14 protein-coding genes and 1 tRNA gene are annotated in these 21,933 nt (G+C 40.6%); 6 read left to right on the plus strand and 9 right to left on the minus strand.

What is annotated here, in order from left to right:
• Nucleotides 1-20: 20 nt before the first annotated feature.
• From DV942_RS20510 to DV942_RS20540, 7 genes are all read right to left on the minus strand, one after another.
• The gene (locus tag DV942_RS20510; RefSeq protein ID WP_145860622.1) at nt 21-470 is read right to left on the minus strand and encodes a protein-disulfide reductase DsbD domain-containing protein; all 450 of its coding nucleotides are present in this window, start codon (nt 468-470) and stop codon (nt 21-23) included.
• A gap of 7 nt (nt 471-477) precedes the next feature.
• On the minus strand, nt 478-1,725 hold the full coding sequence (locus tag DV942_RS20515) for a TlpA disulfide reductase family protein (RefSeq protein WP_145860624.1): 1,248 nt from the start codon (nt 1,723-1,725) through the stop codon (nt 478-480).
• A 59-nt stretch (nt 1,726-1,784) separates the two neighbouring features.
• Entirely contained in the window at nt 1,785-3,245 is a 1,461-nt protein-coding gene (locus DV942_RS20520) for a RagB/SusD family nutrient uptake outer membrane protein (protein ID WP_145860626.1), read from the minus strand.
• Nucleotides 3,246-3,260: 15 nt separating this feature from the next.
• Nucleotides 3,261-6,785 carry a SusC/RagA family TonB-linked outer membrane protein gene (locus DV942_RS20525; RefSeq protein WP_186462367.1) on the minus strand — a complete coding sequence of 1,175 codons (3,525 nt, stop codon included), beginning with the start codon at nt 6,783-6,785 and terminating at the stop codon, nt 3,261-3,263.
• A gap of 253 nt (nt 6,786-7,038) precedes the next feature.
• Nucleotides 7,039-8,184 carry a FecR family protein gene (locus tag DV942_RS20530; protein WP_145860630.1) on the minus strand — a complete coding sequence of 382 codons (1,146 nt, stop codon included), beginning with the start codon at nt 8,182-8,184 and terminating at the stop codon, nt 7,039-7,041.
• Between the two features lie 102 nt (nt 8,185-8,286).
• Nucleotides 8,287-8,865, minus strand: coding sequence for an RNA polymerase sigma factor (locus tag DV942_RS20535; protein ID WP_145860632.1), 579 nt, complete (start codon nt 8,863-8,865; stop codon nt 8,287-8,289).
• Nucleotides 8,866-9,113: 248 nt separating this feature from the next.
• Nucleotides 9,114-10,661 (minus strand): cryptochrome/photolyase family protein, encoded by a 1,548-nt coding sequence (locus DV942_RS20540; RefSeq protein WP_145860634.1) that lies wholly within the window; start codon nt 10,659-10,661, stop codon nt 9,114-9,116.
• An 864-nt stretch (nt 10,662-11,525) separates the two neighbouring features.
• Here DV942_RS20540 and DV942_RS20545 point away from each other — a divergent pair.
• From DV942_RS20545 to DV942_RS20555, 3 genes are read left to right on the plus strand one after another with little or no spacing between them, the layout of a single operon-like run.
• On the plus strand, nt 11,526-12,917 hold the full coding sequence (locus tag DV942_RS20545; RefSeq protein ID WP_145860636.1) for a TolC family protein: 1,392 nt from the start codon (nt 11,526-11,528) through the stop codon (nt 12,915-12,917).
• A gap of 7 nt (nt 12,918-12,924) precedes the next feature.
• Nucleotides 12,925-16,146, plus strand: coding sequence for an efflux RND transporter permease subunit (locus tag DV942_RS20550; RefSeq protein WP_145860638.1), 3,222 nt, complete (start codon nt 12,925-12,927; stop codon nt 16,144-16,146).
• Between the two features lie 12 nt (nt 16,147-16,158).
• On the plus strand, nt 16,159-17,238 hold the full coding sequence (locus DV942_RS20555; RefSeq protein WP_145860640.1) for an efflux RND transporter periplasmic adaptor subunit: 1,080 nt from the start codon (nt 16,159-16,161) through the stop codon (nt 17,236-17,238).
• Nucleotides 17,239-17,380: 142 nt separating this feature from the next.
• Here the strand turns inward: DV942_RS20555 and DV942_RS20560 are convergent, their stop codons facing one another.
• Nucleotides 17,381-17,764 carry a YidH family protein gene (locus DV942_RS20560; RefSeq protein WP_145860642.1) on the minus strand — a complete coding sequence of 128 codons (384 nt, stop codon included), beginning with the start codon at nt 17,762-17,764 and terminating at the stop codon, nt 17,381-17,383.
• A gap of 399 nt (nt 17,765-18,163) precedes the next feature.
• On the opposite strand from DV942_RS20560, the gene DV942_RS20565 reads away from it, so the two are divergent.
• From DV942_RS20565 to DV942_RS20575, 3 genes are read left to right on the plus strand one after another with little or no spacing between them, the layout of a single operon-like run.
• Nucleotides 18,164-18,838 (plus strand): vWA domain-containing protein, encoded by a 675-nt coding sequence (locus tag DV942_RS20565; RefSeq protein WP_145860644.1) that lies wholly within the window; start codon nt 18,164-18,166, stop codon nt 18,836-18,838.
• Nucleotides 18,835-19,596, plus strand: a complete 762-nt coding sequence (locus tag DV942_RS20570) for a PP2C family serine/threonine-protein phosphatase (protein ID WP_145860646.1) — start codon at nt 18,835-18,837, stop codon at nt 19,594-19,596. Before DV942_RS20565 ends, DV942_RS20570 begins: the two co-directional genes overlap by 4 nt.
• Nucleotides 19,596-21,536, plus strand: a complete 1,941-nt coding sequence (locus DV942_RS20575; RefSeq protein ID WP_145860648.1) for a protein kinase domain-containing protein — start codon at nt 19,596-19,598, stop codon at nt 21,534-21,536. The genes DV942_RS20570 and DV942_RS20575 overlap by 1 nt, the downstream gene beginning before the upstream one ends.
• 245 nt (nt 21,537-21,781) lie before the next feature.
• Here the strand turns inward: DV942_RS20575 and DV942_RS20580 are convergent.
• Nucleotides 21,782-21,853 (minus strand) — tRNA-Arg (locus DV942_RS20580).
• Nucleotides 21,854-21,933: the final 80 nt, after the last annotated feature.

Genomic DNA, 21,933 nt, shown 5'->3' on the forward strand with positions numbered 1-21,933 from the left:
TTATTGTATCGTTCTGGATATTAATTGATGTTAATGGTAAAATCGACTTCATCCGGCGGAAGGCACATCTTGTCGTTACAAACCATAAATTTGACTTTTCCTTTAACCGTTGCTGTTTTGCCTTTTAGCTTTACTTTTTGCTGAAAGATGACTGAATTTTCGAAAAATCCGACTTCCATCATAAAGGTGGGCTCTAAACGCACAATGGCCTGAGGTTCTTTTGTATAACCTGCGACGGTATAGCCATCTGATTTTTCAAATGTAAATTTTGTCGGTTGCGGACCACCTTTTTCTACATACTGTGAGTATAAGTGCCAGCCTTTTTCTAAGGTGGCTTTTACATATACAACCGCTTCATTTTTACCTGTTTTTTTGGCCGCATAACTCCATTTGATGGGGTGGTAGATTTGCCCGAATCCTTTTATTGTAAAAAACGAGCAGAGTAACAGCAGAATGATATTTTTTTTCATATTGATATTAATTATTGTCGGCAGCATGCTTTTTAGTGATTTCTACCATTGCTTTTAATTCATAATATTCCCGATCTGTGGAGCCAGCGTAGCCAATTCCTTCCATTCTTATTATTCCTTTAGGATCGATGATAAATTTATGTGGTGTGCCTTTAGCACCAATTGCTTTATAGAATTCCATATCGGGATCTCTCAATACATCTAAAGTCAGTTTGGATTTGTCGACATATTTTTGCTGGGTTTCTTTGTCCTCAGCTATTCCGGCTACAAATAGTTGAAATGGTTCATTTTTATAGTCTGCAACTATTCTTTCGAAAGCAGGAAAGCAGGCTTTACAGGGCGTACAGGTGGTGCTCCAAAAATCGACTACCATGATTTTTCCTCTATAATCAGATACTTTAAATTCCTGACCATTTAATTTGGTAATGGCAATGGTTGGAGCAGGTTTGCCAATTGGATCCCATTTGCTTTCAAGCGCCTTATAATAGTGCTGGTACGCCTCGTCCTGTAATGAAGTGACATATTTTTCAGCATTATCTTCTCCATTTATTTTAGCATAGATGGTTTTAAGCATAGATAAAAGTTTGGGATTAGATTCTGCTTCTTTAACGGAAACGGTTAATGTATCAATTGCCTTTTGCGTTTGGCCATTTGCATCTAAAATGAATGCATAACGACTGATGAAATTTGGCTTAGAGTCTTTAAAGTAATTCATGTTCCTCATTTTAGCATCTTTAAGTGCTTCGTTGATTTTTGCTAATGCAGAACTTTTATCGCCATTGATACAATCTACCGTAGCTGAAATTTCCAGTAAAAGTTCGTGTGCATGTTCAAAATCATCTTTACGTAATCCGTTTTCAATATCTTTAATATATTGTTTGGAAATTACATCAACCCATTCCATGTGTTTTTGCTCATCTAACCACTTTTCAAGAATGTTGGTTAATTCAAATAACGATAAACCATCTTTAACTGACTTGTCATAATGTTTGAACTTTTCTAAATTTTCATCATGAAGCCAGTTAATGGCTATTGCACCTTTAATACGGTCGTAAATTTTTCTGTTTTTCTCCGTTTCAGGTATTTTCTTTATTAAGTCCTTATAAAATTTTTCCTGATCCTGTACTTTGCCAATAAGCGTAAATTCTTCATATTTTTCAACCAAAGGATTAGGCTGTTGTGCTTTAGCTCCATAGCTGATAATCAGCATCATGCTTAACGCGGTAAAGCAGTTTATTAATTTGTTGATTTTCATAACTGTTATTTAATTGATGTGTAATATTGGGCAGCCTAAGGGCGCCCAGGTGGAATGATTTATTGATTATCTGCTAATCCCTGATTTTGATTGACCATAAGTTCCCCGAATTTCATTGCATAGCGTTTTGGGGTCAGCGTATAAGTTTTTAAAATGTTGCCATCTGCATCCAATAGATAGTGGTTAGGATTAATGTGATCCTTATAAATCGGATCCACCGAAAGACGACGCATATCTAACCAACGCAAACCCGAAAGCGCAAATTCCCTGATGCGTTCGTCGAGAACAAATCTAACCATAGCTTGCTGGTTGGAAGCTACGTTTGGCGGCACGCTCGCAGCTGCAGCAGTCATTCTTTTCAACCGCAAGGCCTCAACATCTGCCTTTGCGCCGCTCAGGTCATTTTCCCGAGCCTTTATTTCTGCACGCATTAAATACATTTCGGGTAGCGACGGCCCGATATCCAGAAAGAAATTCGGATAACGACGTACTTTTTTGGGATAAATCAGGTCGCCAAACATCTCCGTGTCTGAATAAAGCAGTAATCTTTTATCATCATCACCGTAAAGGGTAGCCACCTGAGGCGTGAAAACCGGGCAATCAGCAAAATTGAAATTCCAGACTGTGGTAGAAATATTATAAATGACCTGGCTGTTGTTTGCTGCAAGAGGCAGATTGCTTAACGCACCCAGGAAGTTGAGCGGAAACCAGGAACCGGCTGCATTTTCATCCAAAACAGTATTGTAGTCGTAAAGTGAGAGCGGTATGGTTGATTTAGACAATTCTGCGAATGCGCCATCAATATGTGTTTTAGCGGAAGAAAAATCAAGCATATTCATATATACTCTGGTGAGAAAGAATTCGGCAGTCATTTTAGATAGCCTTCTGCGATGCACAACTGGTCCGAGGCCTGGAAAGGCTTCTGTTAAATCTTTTATGATTGCAGTATAACACTCTTTTACTGTTGCCCTGGTAAAGGATGTTTGGGTAACATCGGCTGCAGTAATAAGCGGAATCCCCAAATCAGTTGTAGCCGATGCAGGGTTGTAAGGGAGTGAAAAATCATTTAAAAAGGCCAGATTGCAAATGGCCCTTCCAACTTTCGCTTCAGCCAATAACTGCTTTTTCTGCTGATCTGTTCCTTGTGTAGATGTTGTCACCTCATTGATAATCTTGTTAAAAAGGTATAGTCTTTGGATGTAACCCGTAGCTGCGGTAATTTCCTGAGGGAGTTCGTTTTGCTCGTAAACCCTGTCTTCATACCTAAACAGGCGTTGAACCCTTAAGGGTACTCCATCCAAATAGCTATTTTGCAATGCAATATCGTCTCCAAGATATATGGAAGCGGAAACGGTATTTTGCAAATACAAACCATTCAGGATCTGTTCATAATCATTTGTTGTTTTTGCTATCAGTGATCCTTTAGGCTGTATTTCCAAAAAGTCTTTTTTGCAGGAGCCCGATAAAAGCACTATACAGGCCACCAATGGCGTTAAAAAGTATTTCGTTGTAAGTTTCATAACTGTTAATTCTGTTTAAAGTGTGATATGGGCACCTAGTGTTATTGTTCCCTGTCCGGTGCGCAGATTTCTTGTCGCACCGGTGTTGCCTGCCGTTTGCGTTGCACCGACATTTCCTAAAGACTGGAATTCAGGATCGATCCCCAAATCATTGGCTTTCCACAACATTAAGTTAGAAACTTGTGCCCTGAACGTTATGGCCTGTGCATGTAGCTTTTTGATTATTCCACCTCTAATATCATAAGCTAATGTGATATCCCGGACCTTTGCGAAGGAAGCATTAAACACATTGCTATTTGAGTAGGTGTAATAGTTGGTGTTTCTATTGCCACTGATTGCGCTTGTGGCAGCATATCTGGGAATGTTAGTCTTCTTTTCGTCGCCAGCTATCTTCCAACGCTCGGCAAACTCACTGGTCATATAATTTAAATAAGGTACGCCCGACCAGAATGTATTTACATCGCGAAACATGACGTTTCCACCGTTGTAAATGATGTTAATGCCCAATGTGAGGTTTTTATAGCGGAATTTGTTGGAAAAGCCACCACTGTAAACAGGTTGTGAAGTTCCCATGTACAACACATCCTGAGCCATAGTCGCTGTCGGGTTTGAGGTAACCGTTCCATCGGCAAGTTTAACCTGGGGATCTCCTGAAGTATTTAAACCTGCATAATTGTAGGCAAATACTGCAAAAGAAGGATAGCCATCCAGGAATCTGGTATTGATCATGCCTGGGCCTGTAGTAATCGGTGTAGCGTTCGCAAGCCTCGATATCTTATTTTTATTATAACCCAAATTAAATGAGGTACTCCAGGTGAAATTGCTATTGCTGATGTTTAGCGAACCGAGCGAGACATCCAAACCCTTGTTTTGCAGATCGCCAAAGTTTCTGATCACTGACGCAAAGCCTGTTAGCGGAGCAGTTGTCAGGTTGCCAATCAAATCATTTGTTTTTCTGAGATAGGCATCTATCGAACCGAAAAATATGCCATTCAGGATTTCAAAATCCATACCCAGATTATAATTTTTGGTCAGTTCCCAGGTCAGTTTCTTGTTTGCAGGTGCATTAATGATCAGGCCAACGCCGTTTGGATAATTAACATTGGTTTCAGCACGTAAAATATCCCATGATGCCGCCGTACCCGGAGTCGGGGCATTACCCGTAATACCGTAAGTGAGCCTTAAATCCAATCGGCTTAGCCAATTAACCGGTTTGATGAAATCTTCTCTCCCAAGTGCCCACTTCGCACCAACACTCCACACTGGCCTGTTCTGGGCTGAACGGTCAAAGCCGAACAAATTACTTTTATCTATACGGATACTGCTGTTTAGCGTGTACTTCCGGTCAAACGTGTAACCTAGATTGGCAAAATAAGAGGATGTACGGCTTATTACACCTTCGCCACCGGTTACATTATTGGCTAATGTCCTAGTTCCTCCTGGTACTGTTCCTGTGATACCCTCACCTAATAACTGATAATTTACAGGCCTTGCTACCTGAAGCTGATCATCCCAGCCCCGATAAATACTTGTTGTTGAAAGTGGTGAAATGCTTGTCGCTTCCTGTCCTGCCATAACCGTCAATTGATGCTTTTCAAGCCAGCTGTGATCGTATAAAAACTGATTTCTGATGGTCCAGCTTTTAAGCAGTTCATCGGTAGCAGTTAACCTGCCACCAAAAGCGGGCACATTATAGATAGGGGTACTGTTTACAGTAGGTGCCTGGGTAAATGTCATCACCTCATTTCTTACGGCATAACTGTTTTGATCCAGTTCCACGCGATTTTTAAAGGAATTAATGTTATAGCCAAATGTCCCTTCATATCGAAGCCCTTTTATAATCTCCAATGTTACGCCCCCTACAACCCTTGTAGATAATGCATTACCTTTGGTATATCCATTTTCGATCTCCTGCAAAGGGGAATAATCGAGATTGATCCGGCTTCTTGACTGATAGTCTTTGCGTACATCATCGCTATAATTACCCATATGGTTAACAGTCAACGGATTTCCAGATGGATCGGCAAATAGCTGATAGGGAACCAGATCTAAATCTGGAACGGTTATATTATTACTCCAGGTAAGCCTGTTCGTAAAGTCGGTAATGAGGTAAACCTGAAGGCGTTTGCTGAATTTAAAGTCCTGGCGCAGATTAATTTTATACTGATCATCTGTTTGGCCGGGTATATTGTTAACTATTCCAATATAATTGGCAGAGCCATAGAAAGAATGGACTTTACTACCTCCAGATACGGAGACGGTATGGTTGGTGGTTGCAGCCTGCCTGTAGAAATATTGTTTAAGCTGATCGCGATTATCAATCCCAGCCAGGCTATCTAATTTTGTATTCGCCTGGGCCTGGCTTATTAAACCCCGGTTTGCATCATATTGGTATTGCAGATGGGGGGTAACGGGTGCAATTAATTGAACTGAATTAAAGGAGTTGCTGCCAACATATTGAGGGAATAGTTCCCTTGCTGCAGCAATAAACTGACTACTGTTCATCTTCTGGATGTAGTTCAGATCTGGTATGCCCTGAAAGTTGTGATAGCCATCATAGTCAATTTTTAATTTTTCATCTGCAGATCCTTTTTTTGTAGTAATTACAATTACACCATTAGCCGCTTTGGCACCCCATATAGACGAAGAAGTTGCATCTTTAAGTACAGTGATATCTGCCACATCCTGCATATTGATGTTTTGAATAGCATTATCGGGTACCTGTACACCGTCTAAAACTACGAGCGGGCCTCTGTTGGAGTTAATGGATGATAAACCACGAATTAAAAAAGGATTGTTGCCCGCATCAGGAGCATTATTTACGGCTAAGCCAGGTACTAAACCATCCAACCGTTGTAATACATTTGTACTGCCTGATCTCTCGTTCATAACAGCCAGGCTGGGCTTTGAAAATGAACCTGCACTCCGTTCTCTTGACAGTGTTTGATACCCTGTTGAAAAGGTCACATTTACTGATTCCAGCTCATTAGATGCAAATTCGAGCTGAATGGTTCCCATATCTGGCGATGCATTGATCTCTTTAATGGCATAGCCTACATAAGAGATCATTAAAACCGCATCACTGGCAATACCGGCCAAACGAAATGAGCCGTCAGCCGCAGTTTGTACGGAAGTATTACTGTTTTTAACCTTAACGGTGGCGCCCATCAATGGTTGTTTTAACATGTTTAGCACAATACCTTTTACATCCATCAACGCTGTGGGCTTGGCAATTGCTGCAGTCGGTTTGTTGAAGATTAGAATCGCTTTGCTCTCTTTATCAATGCTGTAGGAAAGATTGGTTTGGGCAAGTATTTGTTTAAGGGCAGTTTCCAGGGGGGCGTTAGTGAAACTGACATTTATAATTTTGTTCTTCTCGCCCGCATCTGCCCAAACAGAACTATACCCGGTTTGCGACCGGATCTCTCTGAACACCTTTACTAAGGCAATTTTTTTTTGATTGAGGGTAATATTTTGTGCTAAACTGGATGCGCTTACATGTAAAAGCGAGATCAGTAGGAGGGTAAAAGTTAGCTTCATAAGCCTTAAAATTTTATGCGCGCAGCGTGGAAGCTGCATAAAATCTATCGAAGAAATTTTATACATTTACATTCTTTTAAATCGTGAATTATCTGGTAAGAAACGTTCATTTCCGATCTGATCGGAAAGATTTAAGAGTTTCAAAAGGGGTGTTCCAGCACTCCTTTTTCTCTTTTAAAATGGTGGCAATTAGTTACTCTTCATGTGGTTTGGTTTAGTTAAGTTTGGTGGTTGATAATTAATTGGTATTGGTTTATGGTGTAAAATGCGCAACCTTGATTGTTCTTCCCTGCACATTAAAACGGACCTTTTTGGTCATTTCTAAAATCCGCAGCACATTTTTAATATTTCCGTGGCGTGTAATAGTGGCCAGAACCGGGATGCTTTTTAGCGCTTCATCCTGGTATTCAACCTTTACATCATACCACATGGCAATTTTATTCATGGCACTTTCCATCGGTTCGTCAAACATAAAATAGCCGTCTTTCCAGGCAATCATGTTCTCAACGTCCACATCGTTAACCACAATTTTCTTTTTACTAAATAAGGCCTGTTGACCAGGTTTTATCTTTTTAAATTGCCCGCCCGACTCCACTTCAATAGCGCCCTCCAGTAAAGTGGCGGCAACATGGCCATTATTAGATGCGCTGTTGATATTAAAACTCGTTCCAAGGTCCCGAACTATCCCGGCAGCTGTTTTAACTGCGAATGGAGCATCTGGCCTATGTTTCACTTCAAAATACGCTTCACCATAAAGAAGTTCTACATCGCGTTTGTTGTCCGCAAATTTTTCAGGAAATCTGATTGCACTTGAAGTATTGAGCCAGATTTTGGTGCCATCGCTCAAGTTAATCTGGTAAACTCCACCTTTTGGCGTCCGCAGGGTATCATAGGACATTGCAAGTGATGTATTTGCGCCCCTGTGATAAGTCAACGATCCGCTTGAATCCTGTTGAAGTACCAGATCAGTATTGGGGATCTCAATTTTTTGAAGGCCATTGCCAAGTACTACCTTTTTCCCATTTGCCATCAGCAGTTCTGCCTTATGGCTACCTGGCTTAATTTCCAGATTAACAGACTGGTCAACAGGATTGGATTTTCTCGAATTCAATAACAGATAGGTGCCTGCAAAAACGCAGATGAGCACAGATGCTGCTATAGCGACATAACGAAGGGAGAACCTGCTGCGCTTAACTAAAATTGAATTCAGGATTTGTTGCGCATCTTCTTCAGGGAGTTCCTGGTCAGACTCATATTCCAGCCAAATATCGTTTAGCAGTTCGTCTAACTTTTGTCGGTCTAATACATTCAGCAGCGCAAATAACTCTTCCAGCTCTTTTTCATCACACTTGCGATCTACATATTTAGCTAGTAAAGCCTTTATTCTATTTTCCGACATACATAACAATTAATTGAGCGCAATTTTAGTGCGTTTTTAATTGTAAGACGACGAAGTGGTAAGAATGTGCAAAAGAAAAATAAATATTTTTATATTTTTAGCTTACAAGCGGAATAATATTATTAGCAAGAACGAAAATAGGCTTCCTTTTAAAGTATTTAGTGCATTTCTGAAGTGACTTCGGATAGTTGGAATAGAAAGATTAAGTTTTTTTGCGATTTCTCCGTAGTCTTCACCTTCAATATGACGTAATTCATAGACCATACGCTGTTGCTTAGGTAATTTCTTTAGTGCAAGTTCATATTTCAATTGAATTTCTGTCGCTTTCATATCCTCAAACGGATCGCTGGACGTACGCTCTTCAGAAACCAAGCTAAGGGTTGAAAGGGCTGTTGACTCGCGCGAAGCCCGCTTTAGCTGATCGAGAGCGGCATTTTTAGCCATGCGGTAAACCAATGCATTGAAATTTTCTACTTTGTGGGCATTACGGCGTGTTTTCCAGATCTTTAAAAAAACGTCTTGGACAATGTCTTTCGCAATTTCGCTTGATCCCGTTATTCCAAAAATAAAACCATAGAGTTTATTTCGATAACTGTTAAAAAGAGTAGCAAAGGCCTGTTCGTCATCTAATAAAAGACGGCCAAGTAATTCCTGCTCCTTTTCAAGTGTTAACTTATACATCTAAATTCGTATAGATCCTGCCTTTAAGCGTCTTAAATTTAAATCCACTTAAAAGCTAAAACGACTGTTATATAAAACGTGGTTAATTTATTAAAAATATCTTAATATTTAATAAATACGTAAATGTTCTGGAAGTATGCGAATGATTAAATAAAAAGTAACTTGCTACCCCCTAAGGGGGTTAAAGGCATATTGAATTAAGCGGCGAACTATTTTACTGTATATCATGTAAAGTAATTCCAAATATATCAGAGATTATTGAGATTTTTTAAGACAAAGTCTGCTCTTGTCAGCACATCAGATCTCAAATCAGGATTCATTTTATCCCAGATCCGGTAAACCATAGAAAGCCTGTGGTTCTTGCCAAGTTTAGCCCTGTTTCTGTCATGAAAGTCCCAATACAGGCTGTTAAACGGACAGGAATTTTCTCCGGTTTTTTCATTGCGGTCGTACTTACAATTATCGCAATAATTGCTCATTTTATGGATATAATTCGCAGTGGCAGTATAGGGTTTGGAGCCGGTAATGCCGCCATCTGCATATTGGCTCATTCCCCTTGTATTTGTTATTTCTACCCATTGTATTGCATCGATGTAGATACCCAGATACCAAAAATCGACCTCATCCGGATCGATGCCGGCAAGCAGCGCAAAATTTCCTGTGATCATTAAACGCTGGATATGATGTGCGTAGGCATATTCAAGAGACTGATTAATGGAATGCTTTAAACAGTTCATCTCCGTTTTTCCCGTCCAGTACCATTCAGGAAGTTTCCTTTTGTGGTCAAAGAAATTCATTTTTTCAAATTCAGGCATTTTCATCCAATAAATACCCCTCATGTATTCACGCCAGCCTAAAATCTGCCTGATAAATCCCTCTATCTGATTCATTGTGGTCGATTTCTTATTTTCATTCCAATATTTAATGGCTGAACTGACCACTTCAACCGGAGAAATAAGTTTGGTATTCATGCTAAATGATAAACGCGAATGATAAAGAGACCATTCATTGGTTTGCATGGCATCCTGAAAGGTACCAAATAGTGGGAGACAGTTTTCACAGAAATAATGTAGCAGTTTTAAAGACTGATCTCTGTTTACAGGCCAAAGGAGATGTTTTGGGTTAATATTGCCGATAGTTTTTATCTCCGTAGCACTTACTCTTTTATATTGTTGGCTTACATCGTTATCAAATAACAGCGGAGGGTTTGGTTTGTGGTTTTTAGGAAGTTTCTTCCGGTTTTCCTCATCAAAATTCCATTTGCCGCCTACCGGATCATGGTCGTCATCTAACAATATGTGGTGTTTTGCGCGCATTGCCCGGTAGAAACTTTCCATTAACAATTCTTTTTTACCGGAAAAGAAATCCGCCAGCTCGGTTCTGCTGGTGTAAAAATGTTCGGTATCAAAAGGGCAGTGATTAATAGGCAGACTTTTACAGAACTTGTTTAGTTCCTGATCTAGCCGATACTCATCGGGCAACTGATAATGAAATTCTTTTACGTCAAACTTTTCTATTAAATCGTTCAGGTTATCTGAAAAATTTTGTTTGTTCTTCGGGTCATCAAGCCGAAGGTAAATGGTTTCAAATCCTTTCTCATTCAGCAGTTCAGCGAAATTTTCCATTGCTGCAAAAAAAGCACATGCCTTTTGGATGTGGTGCCAGACATAACCGGCTTCCGTTTTTACCTCCATCAATACATGCAACGTGCCTGGCGCTGGTTTCTTAAACCAGGAATGCTGGATATTGAGCTGGTCGCCCAAAATGAGCCGCAATATCCTGTATTTTTTTTCCATGGTTAAGAATGTCAGCTCAAATTGTTTACGAGTAAAAAACTATATTACCGTTATATTGTTTGCAGGAAAACGAATAAAATAAGCAATCTTTTTATTGATAGGATAGCTTAAAAATTGACTTAATACCAGTGATCATATCCGGTGGTTTAATATCTTTTTCTTCGGCATTAATTAAGATATCGTCTTTTGAAGAGCAGGGTTGGTTTTGATCATTATACTGGTGAGCTATTGGGTATGTGGTAGTTGCGGCAAAATAATACTGTTATTAATTTTTGTAACAGCTTTGTTGCTGTTAATGCTTTTGCTTTTTTTATTTAATACAGATTTTAGCACCAATATATTAGGTTGTCGATTTTGAAGGATATAAAGATTAAGCAGATACCCAATTGCTCTATCATCGGAGTTGTTTTGCTATATCTGATCATCTCTCTCGGCAACATCTTTTTTTTATCCAACCTGTCTCTTTTAGAGCCAGCTAAGGGCATCAAATCAGCCGCACAACATAGCGGTAGTTTTTCCCCTCTCGGAAAAGATTCGAAGATTACCAGACAGTTTAAGTGTATCGTTGATGAACGGAAGAAAACCGTACTTCCGGTTCTGGAAGGGCTTATTCTCGGTATTATCTTGTTTCTGGGGCTTTCCCTTTTAGCCTCCGGCCTTCACAGGTATTTTATTGAGATCAGATACCGGATTGCCGGATCAGTTCCAATTTATCTTTCCAATCAGGTATTTAGAATCTGAGATTCATTCCCAACTTTCTTTTATGGCTATACTTTACACGCTAAAGTGATAACCGTAGGTTAATTAGCGGGCACTCGCGGCCGCGCGCCTTAAATCTTTTTTCTCCATTTTTAATTTAAATACATGATCCGTATTAAACAGGTTTTCTGTTTGTTCCTATTTTTATATCTGGGGGTGGAAACCCATGCCCAAATATCACCAAAACCGATCGGGATCGTTGATCTGATTGATCACGTCACTGCTTTTTCTCCTGCCCTTGCTGCTGATTCTGCAGTGGTAGATATTCGTGCCGCACAGTTAAAGGAGACTGCGGCAAATGCACTTCCAAACCTGAAACTCAACTATCAGGCAGATCTGGGTACTAACAATAACGTAGCTGGGCCATATATGGCTTTTGGGATTGTACCTTCCAATTCAAGGGGTGTTCGAACGGTAAGCAACACCCATGCCGCACTGACCAACCTGGGGATTGTTTCCCTCGATTGGGAGATTTACAACTTTGGCGCTTATAAAGCCCAAAATGCGGTAGCTAAATCCGAACTTGTAGCAGAACACTCCAGATTTGCCCAGCGTCGCTACCAAACCAGGGCTATTGCGATTGATGATTACCTGACGCTGTTAAAACTTCAGGATATGTTATCCATACAGCAGCAGAACATCAAACGTAACGAACAGATTAACCGCTCTATTATCTCTCTTGCCAGAAGTGGTATACGCCCGGGCGTAGATACCAGCATTGCGGGGGCAGAACTTTCCAAATCAAGGCTGAATTATATCGAAATGGACAATACCTATAAAAAGGTTCAGCTTGATATTGCAGCAATCAGCGGCTTGAGTCCGCAAAATATTGTGGCAGATAGCACCATGCTCGATCGCCTAAAACTGCTGGAAGTAAACCTTTCCGTAACCCTGACTGATAGTTCGAGCCATCCGTTGCTTGATTTTTACAGAAACAATTACTTCAGTAGTATTGAGAAAGAAAATCTCGTTAAAAAGGCCTATAATCCAAAGGTAAGCCTCCAGGCCGCAGTTTGGTCAAGGGGATCAAGTATCGATGCAAATGACAATTTCAACAGACTCTCGACCGGCCTTGATTGGCAGCGGGAAAACTATCTGGTGGGCCTGGGCATTAGCTATAACCTCTTTGATTTACGCAGGCGTCAGCTGAAACTCAGGACCCAGAAGGCGAATAGTAATTTTTATTTAAAGGAGTTAAAGCAGGAGCGGCTAATGTTATCAAATGCCGCTCTTCAGGCAGGTGTCGAAATTAATACTGCACATAAGCGGCTTGAGGAAATCCCCAATCAGTTAAAGGCAGCTTCAGCAGGCTACCGCCAGAAACTTTCTTTGTATAAGAACGGGCTAACCGATATTATTGAACTCAATACAGCCCTGAACATCCTCTATCGGGCAGAAAGCGATTTTGTTAATGCAAAGTATCTGTATATCCGGTCACTTTTTCAAAGGGCTATTGCCACCAATCAAGTAGATTCAATTTTAAACGCATTAAAATAATAAATATATGTCAATGGTTACTTCGGCCTTGAAAAGGCCGATCACAACAGTAGTCATCACCGCGAGTTTATTGCTCTTCGCAGTACTCAGCGCGATGAATATCCCAATCGATATTTTTCCCCAGCTTAATTCTCCAACGATATATGTTATCGAATCTTATGGTGGTATGTCACCACAACAGATGGAGGGTTTTTTCTCTACACGCTTGCAGGACCAGTTCCTCTATGTTAATGGCATCAAAAATATTACTGCAAAGAACATCCAGGGATTAACGATGCTCAAATTAAGTTTTTATGAGCAGACCAATATGGCCGAAGCCTCTGCACAGGTAGCCTTACAGGTGAACCGTGCTATGAAGTTTTTTCCTCCCGGTGCACTACCCCCTCAGGTAGTCCGTTTTGATGCCTCTTCACTACCCGTAGGCCAGCTCGTGCTTTCTGCAAAGTCCAGGAGCCTGAAAGAAATCTACGATATGGCGGCAACACGTATCAGGCCGATGTTTTCTTCTGTAGCAGGGCTTTCCGCACCACCGCCATTTGGTGCCAATTCGCGTTCCATAACCATCAATGTAGATCCGAGCAAGCTCAGGAGTTACAACCTTACCCCAGATGAGGTGGTAGGCGCCTTATCCAAATTTAATGTGATGTCTCCTTCCGGAAACCTGAGGCTAGACAATACCATGATGGTAACTTCTATGAATTCGCTTGTAAAAACGGTGGATGAATTTAACAACATTCCTATTGCTACAAAAAATGGCGTTTCGGTATTGGTGAGAGACGTGGCCAGAGTTGCTGATGCTGCTGACGTTACGGTAGATTATGCACTTATTAACGGAAAACGGTCAGTCTATATACCAGTGGTTAAAACCGCTGATGCGTCAACCTGGTCGGTAGTGAAATCGCTTAAGGCGAAAATTCCTGAAATGCAAAGCCTTTTGCCTGATGATGTTCACATCTCTTATGAATTTGACCAATCTGTAGCAGTGATCAACTCTGTTAAAAGCCTGATCACGGAAGGTGGTTTGGGCGCAATCCTTACCGGCCTTATGGTACTGTTGTTCCTGCGCGACCTGAGAAGCAGCCTTATTGTGGTTATTACTATTCCGGTATCAATTTTAATTGGTGTGCTGTTATTGGGGATGTTCGGGCAGACAATTAATATCATGACTTTGAGCGGGCTTGCACTGGCAATCGGCATTCTTGTTGATCAGGCAACAGTAACCATAGAAAATATCCATCAGCACCTGGAAATGGGAAAGCCGAAACGTGAAGCCATTTATGATGCCTGTGAAGAGATCGCTTTTCCGTTACTATTGATATTATTATGCATCCTGGCAGTTTTTGCACCATCTTTTATGATGAACGGAATACCAAAAGCAATGTTTCTGCCTTTGTCTCTGTCCATTGGTTTTACCATGATTGTCTCCTTTATAGTAGCCCAGACATTGGTTCCGATTTTATCCAACTGGATGATCAGGGAAGAACGCTACCAACATTATGACCACAGTAAGATCCACGCACATGCAGGGGAAGCTTTAGACGAGAGAGAAGAAGACCAGGTTGAAATACATCTGCAGAACGAAAAGGATGAACCGGAAAAAAATGATTTCTTTGAAAGGGTAAAGGCGCGTTTTATGACGATTATTGAACGCTGGATGCCAATGAAAAAAGGAATTGTAGGCACTTACCTTTTTATCGTTTTTATTTTGGCCGCACTTGGTTTTGTTTTCATTGGTAAAGACATGATGCCAAAGCTCAATAACGGGCAGTTTCAGATTCGCATCAAAGCTCCAGACGGTACGAGGTTAGAGCGCACCGAAGAAAAATTTAAGCAGGTGCTCTCCATCATTAACCAAACCGTGGATAACCATGTCGCGGTCAGTTCTGGCTACGTGGGACTCATTCCGAGCAGTTACGGAACCAGTAACCTGTATATTTTTAATACAGGAACCCATGAGGCTGTGCTACAGGTAAACCTGGATGAGGATTATAAGGTAAATATGGATGAACTCAAAGATGCCCTGAGAAGGAACATCGCTTATAAGCTTCCGGATCTGAGAATTACTTTTGAACCGATTGACATGACAGAAAAAATCATGAGCCAGGGCGCCGCTACTCCGATTGAGATCAGGGTAGCCGGAAAAGATATGGCCCAAATTGAGTCGTATGCCAATAAAACACTCGCTAAACTGAAAAAAATAGACTATTTGCGGGATATCCAGATCGCCCAGCCATTACACATTCCAGTGGTATCCATTACGCTAGACAGGCTCAAAGCCGCGCAGTTCGGACTGAACGTTGTTGATATTGCCAGATCGGTTACCGCGAGTACCTCTTCCAGCCGTTTCACGGAGAAAAACCAATGGCTCGATGAAAAAACCGCCTATACTTATCAGGTACAGGTGCAGATTCCCGAATATGTGATGAATACGATGGATGAACTCAAAGAAATTCCGCTGGTAAAAGGGCAAAGCAGCCCGGTATTGGGTGATATTGCAACATTTAATACCAGTTATGTTCCAGGAGAGTATGATCGTTCTGGTCCGAGACGCTTTTTAACTGTTAGTGCGAATATTTACAAAAAGGATCTTGGAACTGCAACAGCTGATGTAGAGAAAGCCCTGAAATCAGTAGGTACACCTCCTAAAGGGCTAACCGCTGAAGTGAAAGGCATGTCAAGTTTGTTAACCGAAACGCTATCATCACTTCAGGGCGGCCTTGCCTTTGCCATTTTGGTTATATTTTTATTGCTGGCAGCCAATTATCAATCTTTCAAGCTTTCGCTCACGGTGCTGTCAACAGTACCGGCTGTAATACTTGGTTCGCTTACTGCATTATTGCTTACCGGTTCCACGCTTAACCTGCAGAGTTATATGGGGATGATTATGTCTACGGGAGTGTCGGTTGCCAATGCGATACTGATCGTAACCAATGCCGAAAAACTCAGGCTGGATTATAAAGATTCTTCCCGCGCAGCAATTGTTAGTGCTGGAATTCGTTTAAGGCCGATCCTAATGACCAGTTTTGCCATGATGGCAGGCATGATTCCGATGGCATCTGGGTTAGGCGAATCTGGCGAACAGACTGCTCCGCTGGGTCGAGCGGTTATCGGCGGACTATTTTTTTCTACTCTTGCAGCATTATTTATCCTTCCGCAGGTTTTTGCCTGGGCACAGAAAAATAGCAGTCTGACAGAACCAAATCTAATGCCCGGAAAAACAAAACTTTAATTAAATAAAAATATGAAAACCAGATTTATTCCCCTCATCATTATAATTGGTTTGCTGGCCGCCTGTAGTGGTAACCAGAAACCAGTAGATATCAGTAAGGCAAAAAATGGCAAAGATGCTAAATACGAAACGGCCAGGGTAGCAGAAGAGGCCCTTTCCAGTTACACCCGCATACCCGGAACGTTAAAACCCTTTAACCAGGTAAACATTTTCCCAAAGGCCAATGGCTTTGTGAAGGCGATATTGGTCGACTTGGGATCAAAAGTGACCAAAGGTCAGCTCTTGATGATCTTGGAGGCACCAGAACTTGAATCGCAGTTACAGTCTGCAAATTCCCGTTACCTTCAGGCTCGTGAAACGGCATCCGCAAGCAGTGAAAAATACCGGAGGTTAAAAGAAGCTGCAAAGGAAGCAGGTTCTGTATCCCCCTTGGAGCTCGATAATGCACTTTCAAGGATGAAAGGAGATAAGGCCATTGTGGAGGCCGAACGATCTAATGTAGCTTCTGTACGTACCATGCAAGATTACTTAAAGGTATATGCCCCATTTGACGGCGTAATAGTTGACAGAAATGTGTCACCCGGAGCGTTGGTATCAGCAGGAAAATCTTCCGATCTGCCAATGTTGGTTTTACAAGACCTGACCCACATGCGGCTTGAAGTATCCATCCCTGAAGATTATGTTGATAAAGTAGACTTAAGCCAGATGGTGAAGTTTTATTTTAATGCCTTGCCAGGGGAGGAGCATCGGGCGAAGATCAGCCGTTCTGCAAATTCCCTGGGCAATATGCGCCAGGAAATTGTGGAGATTGATGTAGCCAATAAAGATAACAGGTTGAAGGCTGGAATGTACGCTGAGGTAGAGATTCCGCTAAAATCAGGTGCTACTTCGTTACTGGTGCCCAACTCCGCTATTGTACGGTCTACCGAACGAAAGTATATCGTAGAAGTGAAGAACGGAAAAGCCTTGCTCGTTGACATTAAAGAAGGAATGAAAGGCACAGCCATGACTGAGGTTTTTGGTCCTATCAAAGCCGGTACAGAGATCATTTCGCCTGCCAACGATGAGATTAAAAATGGCGAGACACTTTAACGCACAGCCGGACGGATATAAGCCGTCCGGCAAATTTTTTTATCCTTATATGTCAGACAAACAGAAGAGTATGGCACGAGCAATACGTTCAAGATGGTAGCCAAAGCTTAAGATTTTAACTGCTGGAAAATAGAATAACGCTTTAGGAAATAGCATTTGTCAGATAAATAAGCAGCGCGATACTGGCAGCAAAGATCATTACGGTAATTGCCTTAATAAAAATTGTAGAATGATAATAAAGCCCTTTTTCCAGTTGATATTTCGTTTTCTGATACCTTAAAAACGATAGTATAATGGTGATGGTGCCAAGCGCAACCAACAATATCCCAATCTTTCTCGAATCGCCGGTCTGGTGCACAGAAACTTTAGTTCCAAGGGCTAACGAGATCTGCTTGATGAATAAGGAGAATTTAACCACCACAAATCCAAAACCCATAACCGCTATACTGGTTCTGATCCAGGCTAAAAAAGTACGTTCATTGGCCAGGTGGTCTCCTGGGGCACCTGTAGAATGTTTTTCGCTCATTGTTCATATTTACTATCATTAACAGTTGTGCTCTGTTAATAGTTTCACGGCATGTTGTATCTGGTTAGTTTTGATTTGAAGTTTCAACAACTCATAGTAGAATAATGTTTTCAAACGATTAGTTCTATGAGGCTGCTGAGTTGATGTGGTTATATGAAGTTTTGGTTATCATAAATAACAAGACAAATAATCTAAAATTGATTTGTTTCGTTTTCAGATGTAGATATGGCAATTAAAGCTTTTTTTATTGTGAATTTGTTGCGGATTGTATCTCGAAGAATATATAGAGTGTATCGAAATTACAATTAGGGGAAACCGTAAGATCTAACTAAAACTTCTTCCTATTTTTATTGATATGATTTTTTATTTTAATTTAGCACAAACTAAACAACTTATCTTATGGATGAATACATCTCTTTTGAGCAAGTTCCCTTTGGCTCCGATGACTTTGCCGATAACCCTGAATCTAGATGTCCTTGCATGTTGCTTTTGGATACCTCTGGCTCTATGGGAGGAATGCCTATTCGTGAACTTAACGATGGTATACAGGGCTTGAAAAATGAACTTCAGCAGGATGCCCTTGCCGCTAAACGCGTAGAGATTGCTATGATTACTTTTGGGCCAGTATCTTTGGAATCGGATTTTCAAACTGTCGATAATTTTTATCCCAAAAACCTGGCAGCAAGTGGCGATACCCCAATAGGTAAGGCAGTAGCTATGGGTATTGAATTGGTCAACCAGAGAAAACAAACTTATCGTGAGAATGGTGTGGGTTATTATAAGCCATGGATTATTCTTATTACTGATGGTGGCCCGACTGATGATTGGTCTGCTGCTGCAAGAATGGTCCAAGAGGGTGAGGCTGCAAATAAATTCGCATTTTTTGCAATCGGTGTGGAAAGTGCAAATATGGAAATATTAAGAAAACTCTCAGTTCGGGAACCTATCAAATTAAAAGGTTTGATGTTCCGGGAATTCTTCCTGTGGTTATCCGCTTCAATGAAAATGGTTTCCAGCAAAAATCCTGGTGAGCAAACCCGACTTCTTCCACCAAGCGGCTGGGTAGATTTATGATCTGGAAAATAATTGGTCAGAGTGTAATTGGAACTTCTCATATTCAGTCAGGCAAAACTTGTGAAGACGCTTCTAGCTTCAAAATACTGACCTTGCCCGATGGAGAAGAGGCGCTTATTTTATTTGTAAGTGATGGTGCAGGGAGTGCAGCTTTTGCCGCAAAGGCAGCTGAAGAATCGGTAATAAAGGCGATTGATCTCGCAACAGTTCTTATCCAGTCAGAAAGTGTATTTAATGATGGTATTTTACAAGGGTTTGGTGAACAGCTCTATGACCATATCGAGAGATTGGCTAAAGAAGAGCAAGTACCTAAAAACGAATTTTCCTGCACTTTGCTAGGTGCTATTTTACTGCCTGATAAATCAGTTTTTATTCAGATCGGGGACGGGGCTATTGTGACTAGTAATCAAGACGGTTTTTTCACGCCAGTTTGGTGGCCCCATAATGGCGAATACCAAAATACAACTGCTTTTCTTATTGACGACCCTAACTTGCCAACCCTGAAAATTAAAGTCCTTGACTCAGCAGTAATGGAAATTGCCGTTTTCACAGATGGTTTGCAGATGCTTACCCTTAACAATGAAACTGAAAGTGTGCACCAGCCATTTTTCGAAGGTTTGTTTCCTTGGCTTAGAAAGGCTAGCTCATCTGAAAATATCTCCATTTTAAATAGTAGGCTAATCGATTATCTTTCGGGAGCGAGTATTAATGCTAGGACAGATGATGATAAAACCCTTTTACTGGCAACTAGGCAATAATGACGGTTCAAAAATTTGAGGGCCTAAATCAAGATAGCTATACCCTTGGACAAAAGATAGGGCAAGGTGGTGAAGGAAGCGTTTTTATTGTAAACGAATTTCCCGATAAGGTTATTAAGCTATATGCTGAAATCCCTGATCGCAATAAAATCGACAAGCTTATCTTTATGTCGACAATAGCTAGGGAAGAAATTTTGAAATTTGCCGCATGGCCTACTGACGTTGTTCGGGATAATGCAGGCCGCTATTGTGGCATTATTATGCGTCGGCTCGATGCTTTCGTTCCCCTCCACAAGCTCTTTAGCCCTATGGACCGGAAGCAGACTTTTCCGGATAAGGGGTATAATTTTCTAGTACACGTTGCGAGCAACCTTGCAGCAGCCTTTCATAAAATACACGAAGCAGGCATTGTAATTGGTGACGTAAATGAGGCTAATATCCTCGTCAATCAAATTGGTATGGTTGCGCTGATTGACTGCGACTCCTTTCAGATAAAACATGGTAGTCGTTATCATTTTTGTGAAGTTGGTATTCCAAGATATACACCACCTGAACTCTTATTACTAGGGTCTTTTGACCAAATTATACGTACAACTAATACCGACAATTTTTCACTTGCAACACTTGTTTTTCAGCTTTTGTTTCTGGGGCGTGCACCTTTTACGGGCGTTAATCTTACAGGTCAAGATATTGATGAAGAAACTGCAATAAAAGGCCATGAATTTGCATATTCCTTAAGAAGGTCGAATAAAAAACTTTTTCCAGCAAAAAACAGCCTAACACTTAATACAATGACTTCAGGAACTTCTGCCTTGTTCCATGCAGCTTTTGAGCAGAACCTACAACGTCCGGCTGCTTCAATTTGGGTACAGGAACTGGGCATATTAAAGAAGTCACTGGTACAATGTAGCAAAACCAAAATCCATTTCTATCCCAATGTGATTGGAGAATGCCCTTGGTGTATTTTCAGGGATCGGGCAAATATCCATTACTTCTTGGATGATTCGTACTTAAAAGCCTTACCCGAATTAAATGATATTAATCAATTTGTAAATGGTTTTAAAATAGAAAAAATTAGTATCACAAAACTTGACGTTGACTATGAACGGCCAAACATGACAGCGAATAAAGTACCCAATGAGTTTCGTAAACTCAAATGGATTGACTTGGCTGTCATCACAGCTTCGATAATGTTGGCTTTAACCTTATGTATACTCTTTAACTGGGGCTTTATTGTATTAGGCGTGATTTCAATATGGACTTACAGCTCGGTTAGCCCGACTAAACACAAGCTACAAGCCGAATTAACAATCCGGGAAAATGCTTTTAATCATCTCAAAAAAAGTTATGAAAACTTAATCAGTCAGCATAATCAGCCTCCAGAAATGTACCGATATAATCAAATTTCCCATCAATTATCTTTGAAGATTAATAGTTTTAAACGCCTGCCGGAAGACTTTGATATTGGAAAGAAACAAATTGAAATTCGTCATTACCAGAAATCACTGAACGCCTATCTCTCCAGATTCGATATCCGGGACCATGTTATCCCGACCTTCGGAAGTTCGAAAAAACTGCTAATTTATAGTAATGGTATTCGAACGGCTGCAGATGTGACCAAGCTTTCTAATATTAAAATAGTTGGAATAGGACCTAAAAATATTCAGGTTCTGCTCGACTGGCAAAGGCAAGTCTCAGCTGGTTTTACTTATTTACCTGAAATTAATGCTATTAATTTGGAAATCAGCCAGCTTGCCAGCAACCTATCTGCACGTAAACAGACATTTGAGGTGGAGATCAAGAAAGAATACAAAACATTGACGTTATTGAAAGGAAATATTCTTGGTAATGTTAAAAACCTGCGATCGCAATATGAAGGAATGGCCTTTAAAGTCAACCAAGCAAAGCTTGATCTCGATGCGTTTAGAAAATTGTATTAAATTTCGACTTTATTATTCAAATTGTGTAACTAACTAGATGATAATCGACTTCTGATTTCTTCAACTAAATTATTTTGCTGGCTAATATTTTTTGACCTGGTTTCAAGTGTATAGATTCCATTTCGAAACACCTTAAAATGCAATACAAATGAAAATGATAATTAGTAGCAAAGCAGTTGAAAAATACCAGCTAAGTATAGAAGTTGATTATTCCTTATTGAATAACCTTTTTAAAAGTATAAATGTGCTCCCGACGAGATTCGAACTCATATCGATGGTACCGGAAACCATAATTCTATCCATTGAACTACGGGAGCAAGGCTGCAAATATAGGATTTGAAAACATATTTTTTTCGCATTTTTAATAAAAAAAATACAGTTAAATTCAGCTATATCT

Origin of the sequence: Pedobacter suwonensis, from assembly GCF_007833675.1 — a bacterium.
GTDB classification, from domain to species: Bacteria; Bacteroidota; Bacteroidia; order Sphingobacteriales; family Sphingobacteriaceae; genus Pedobacter; species Pedobacter suwonensis.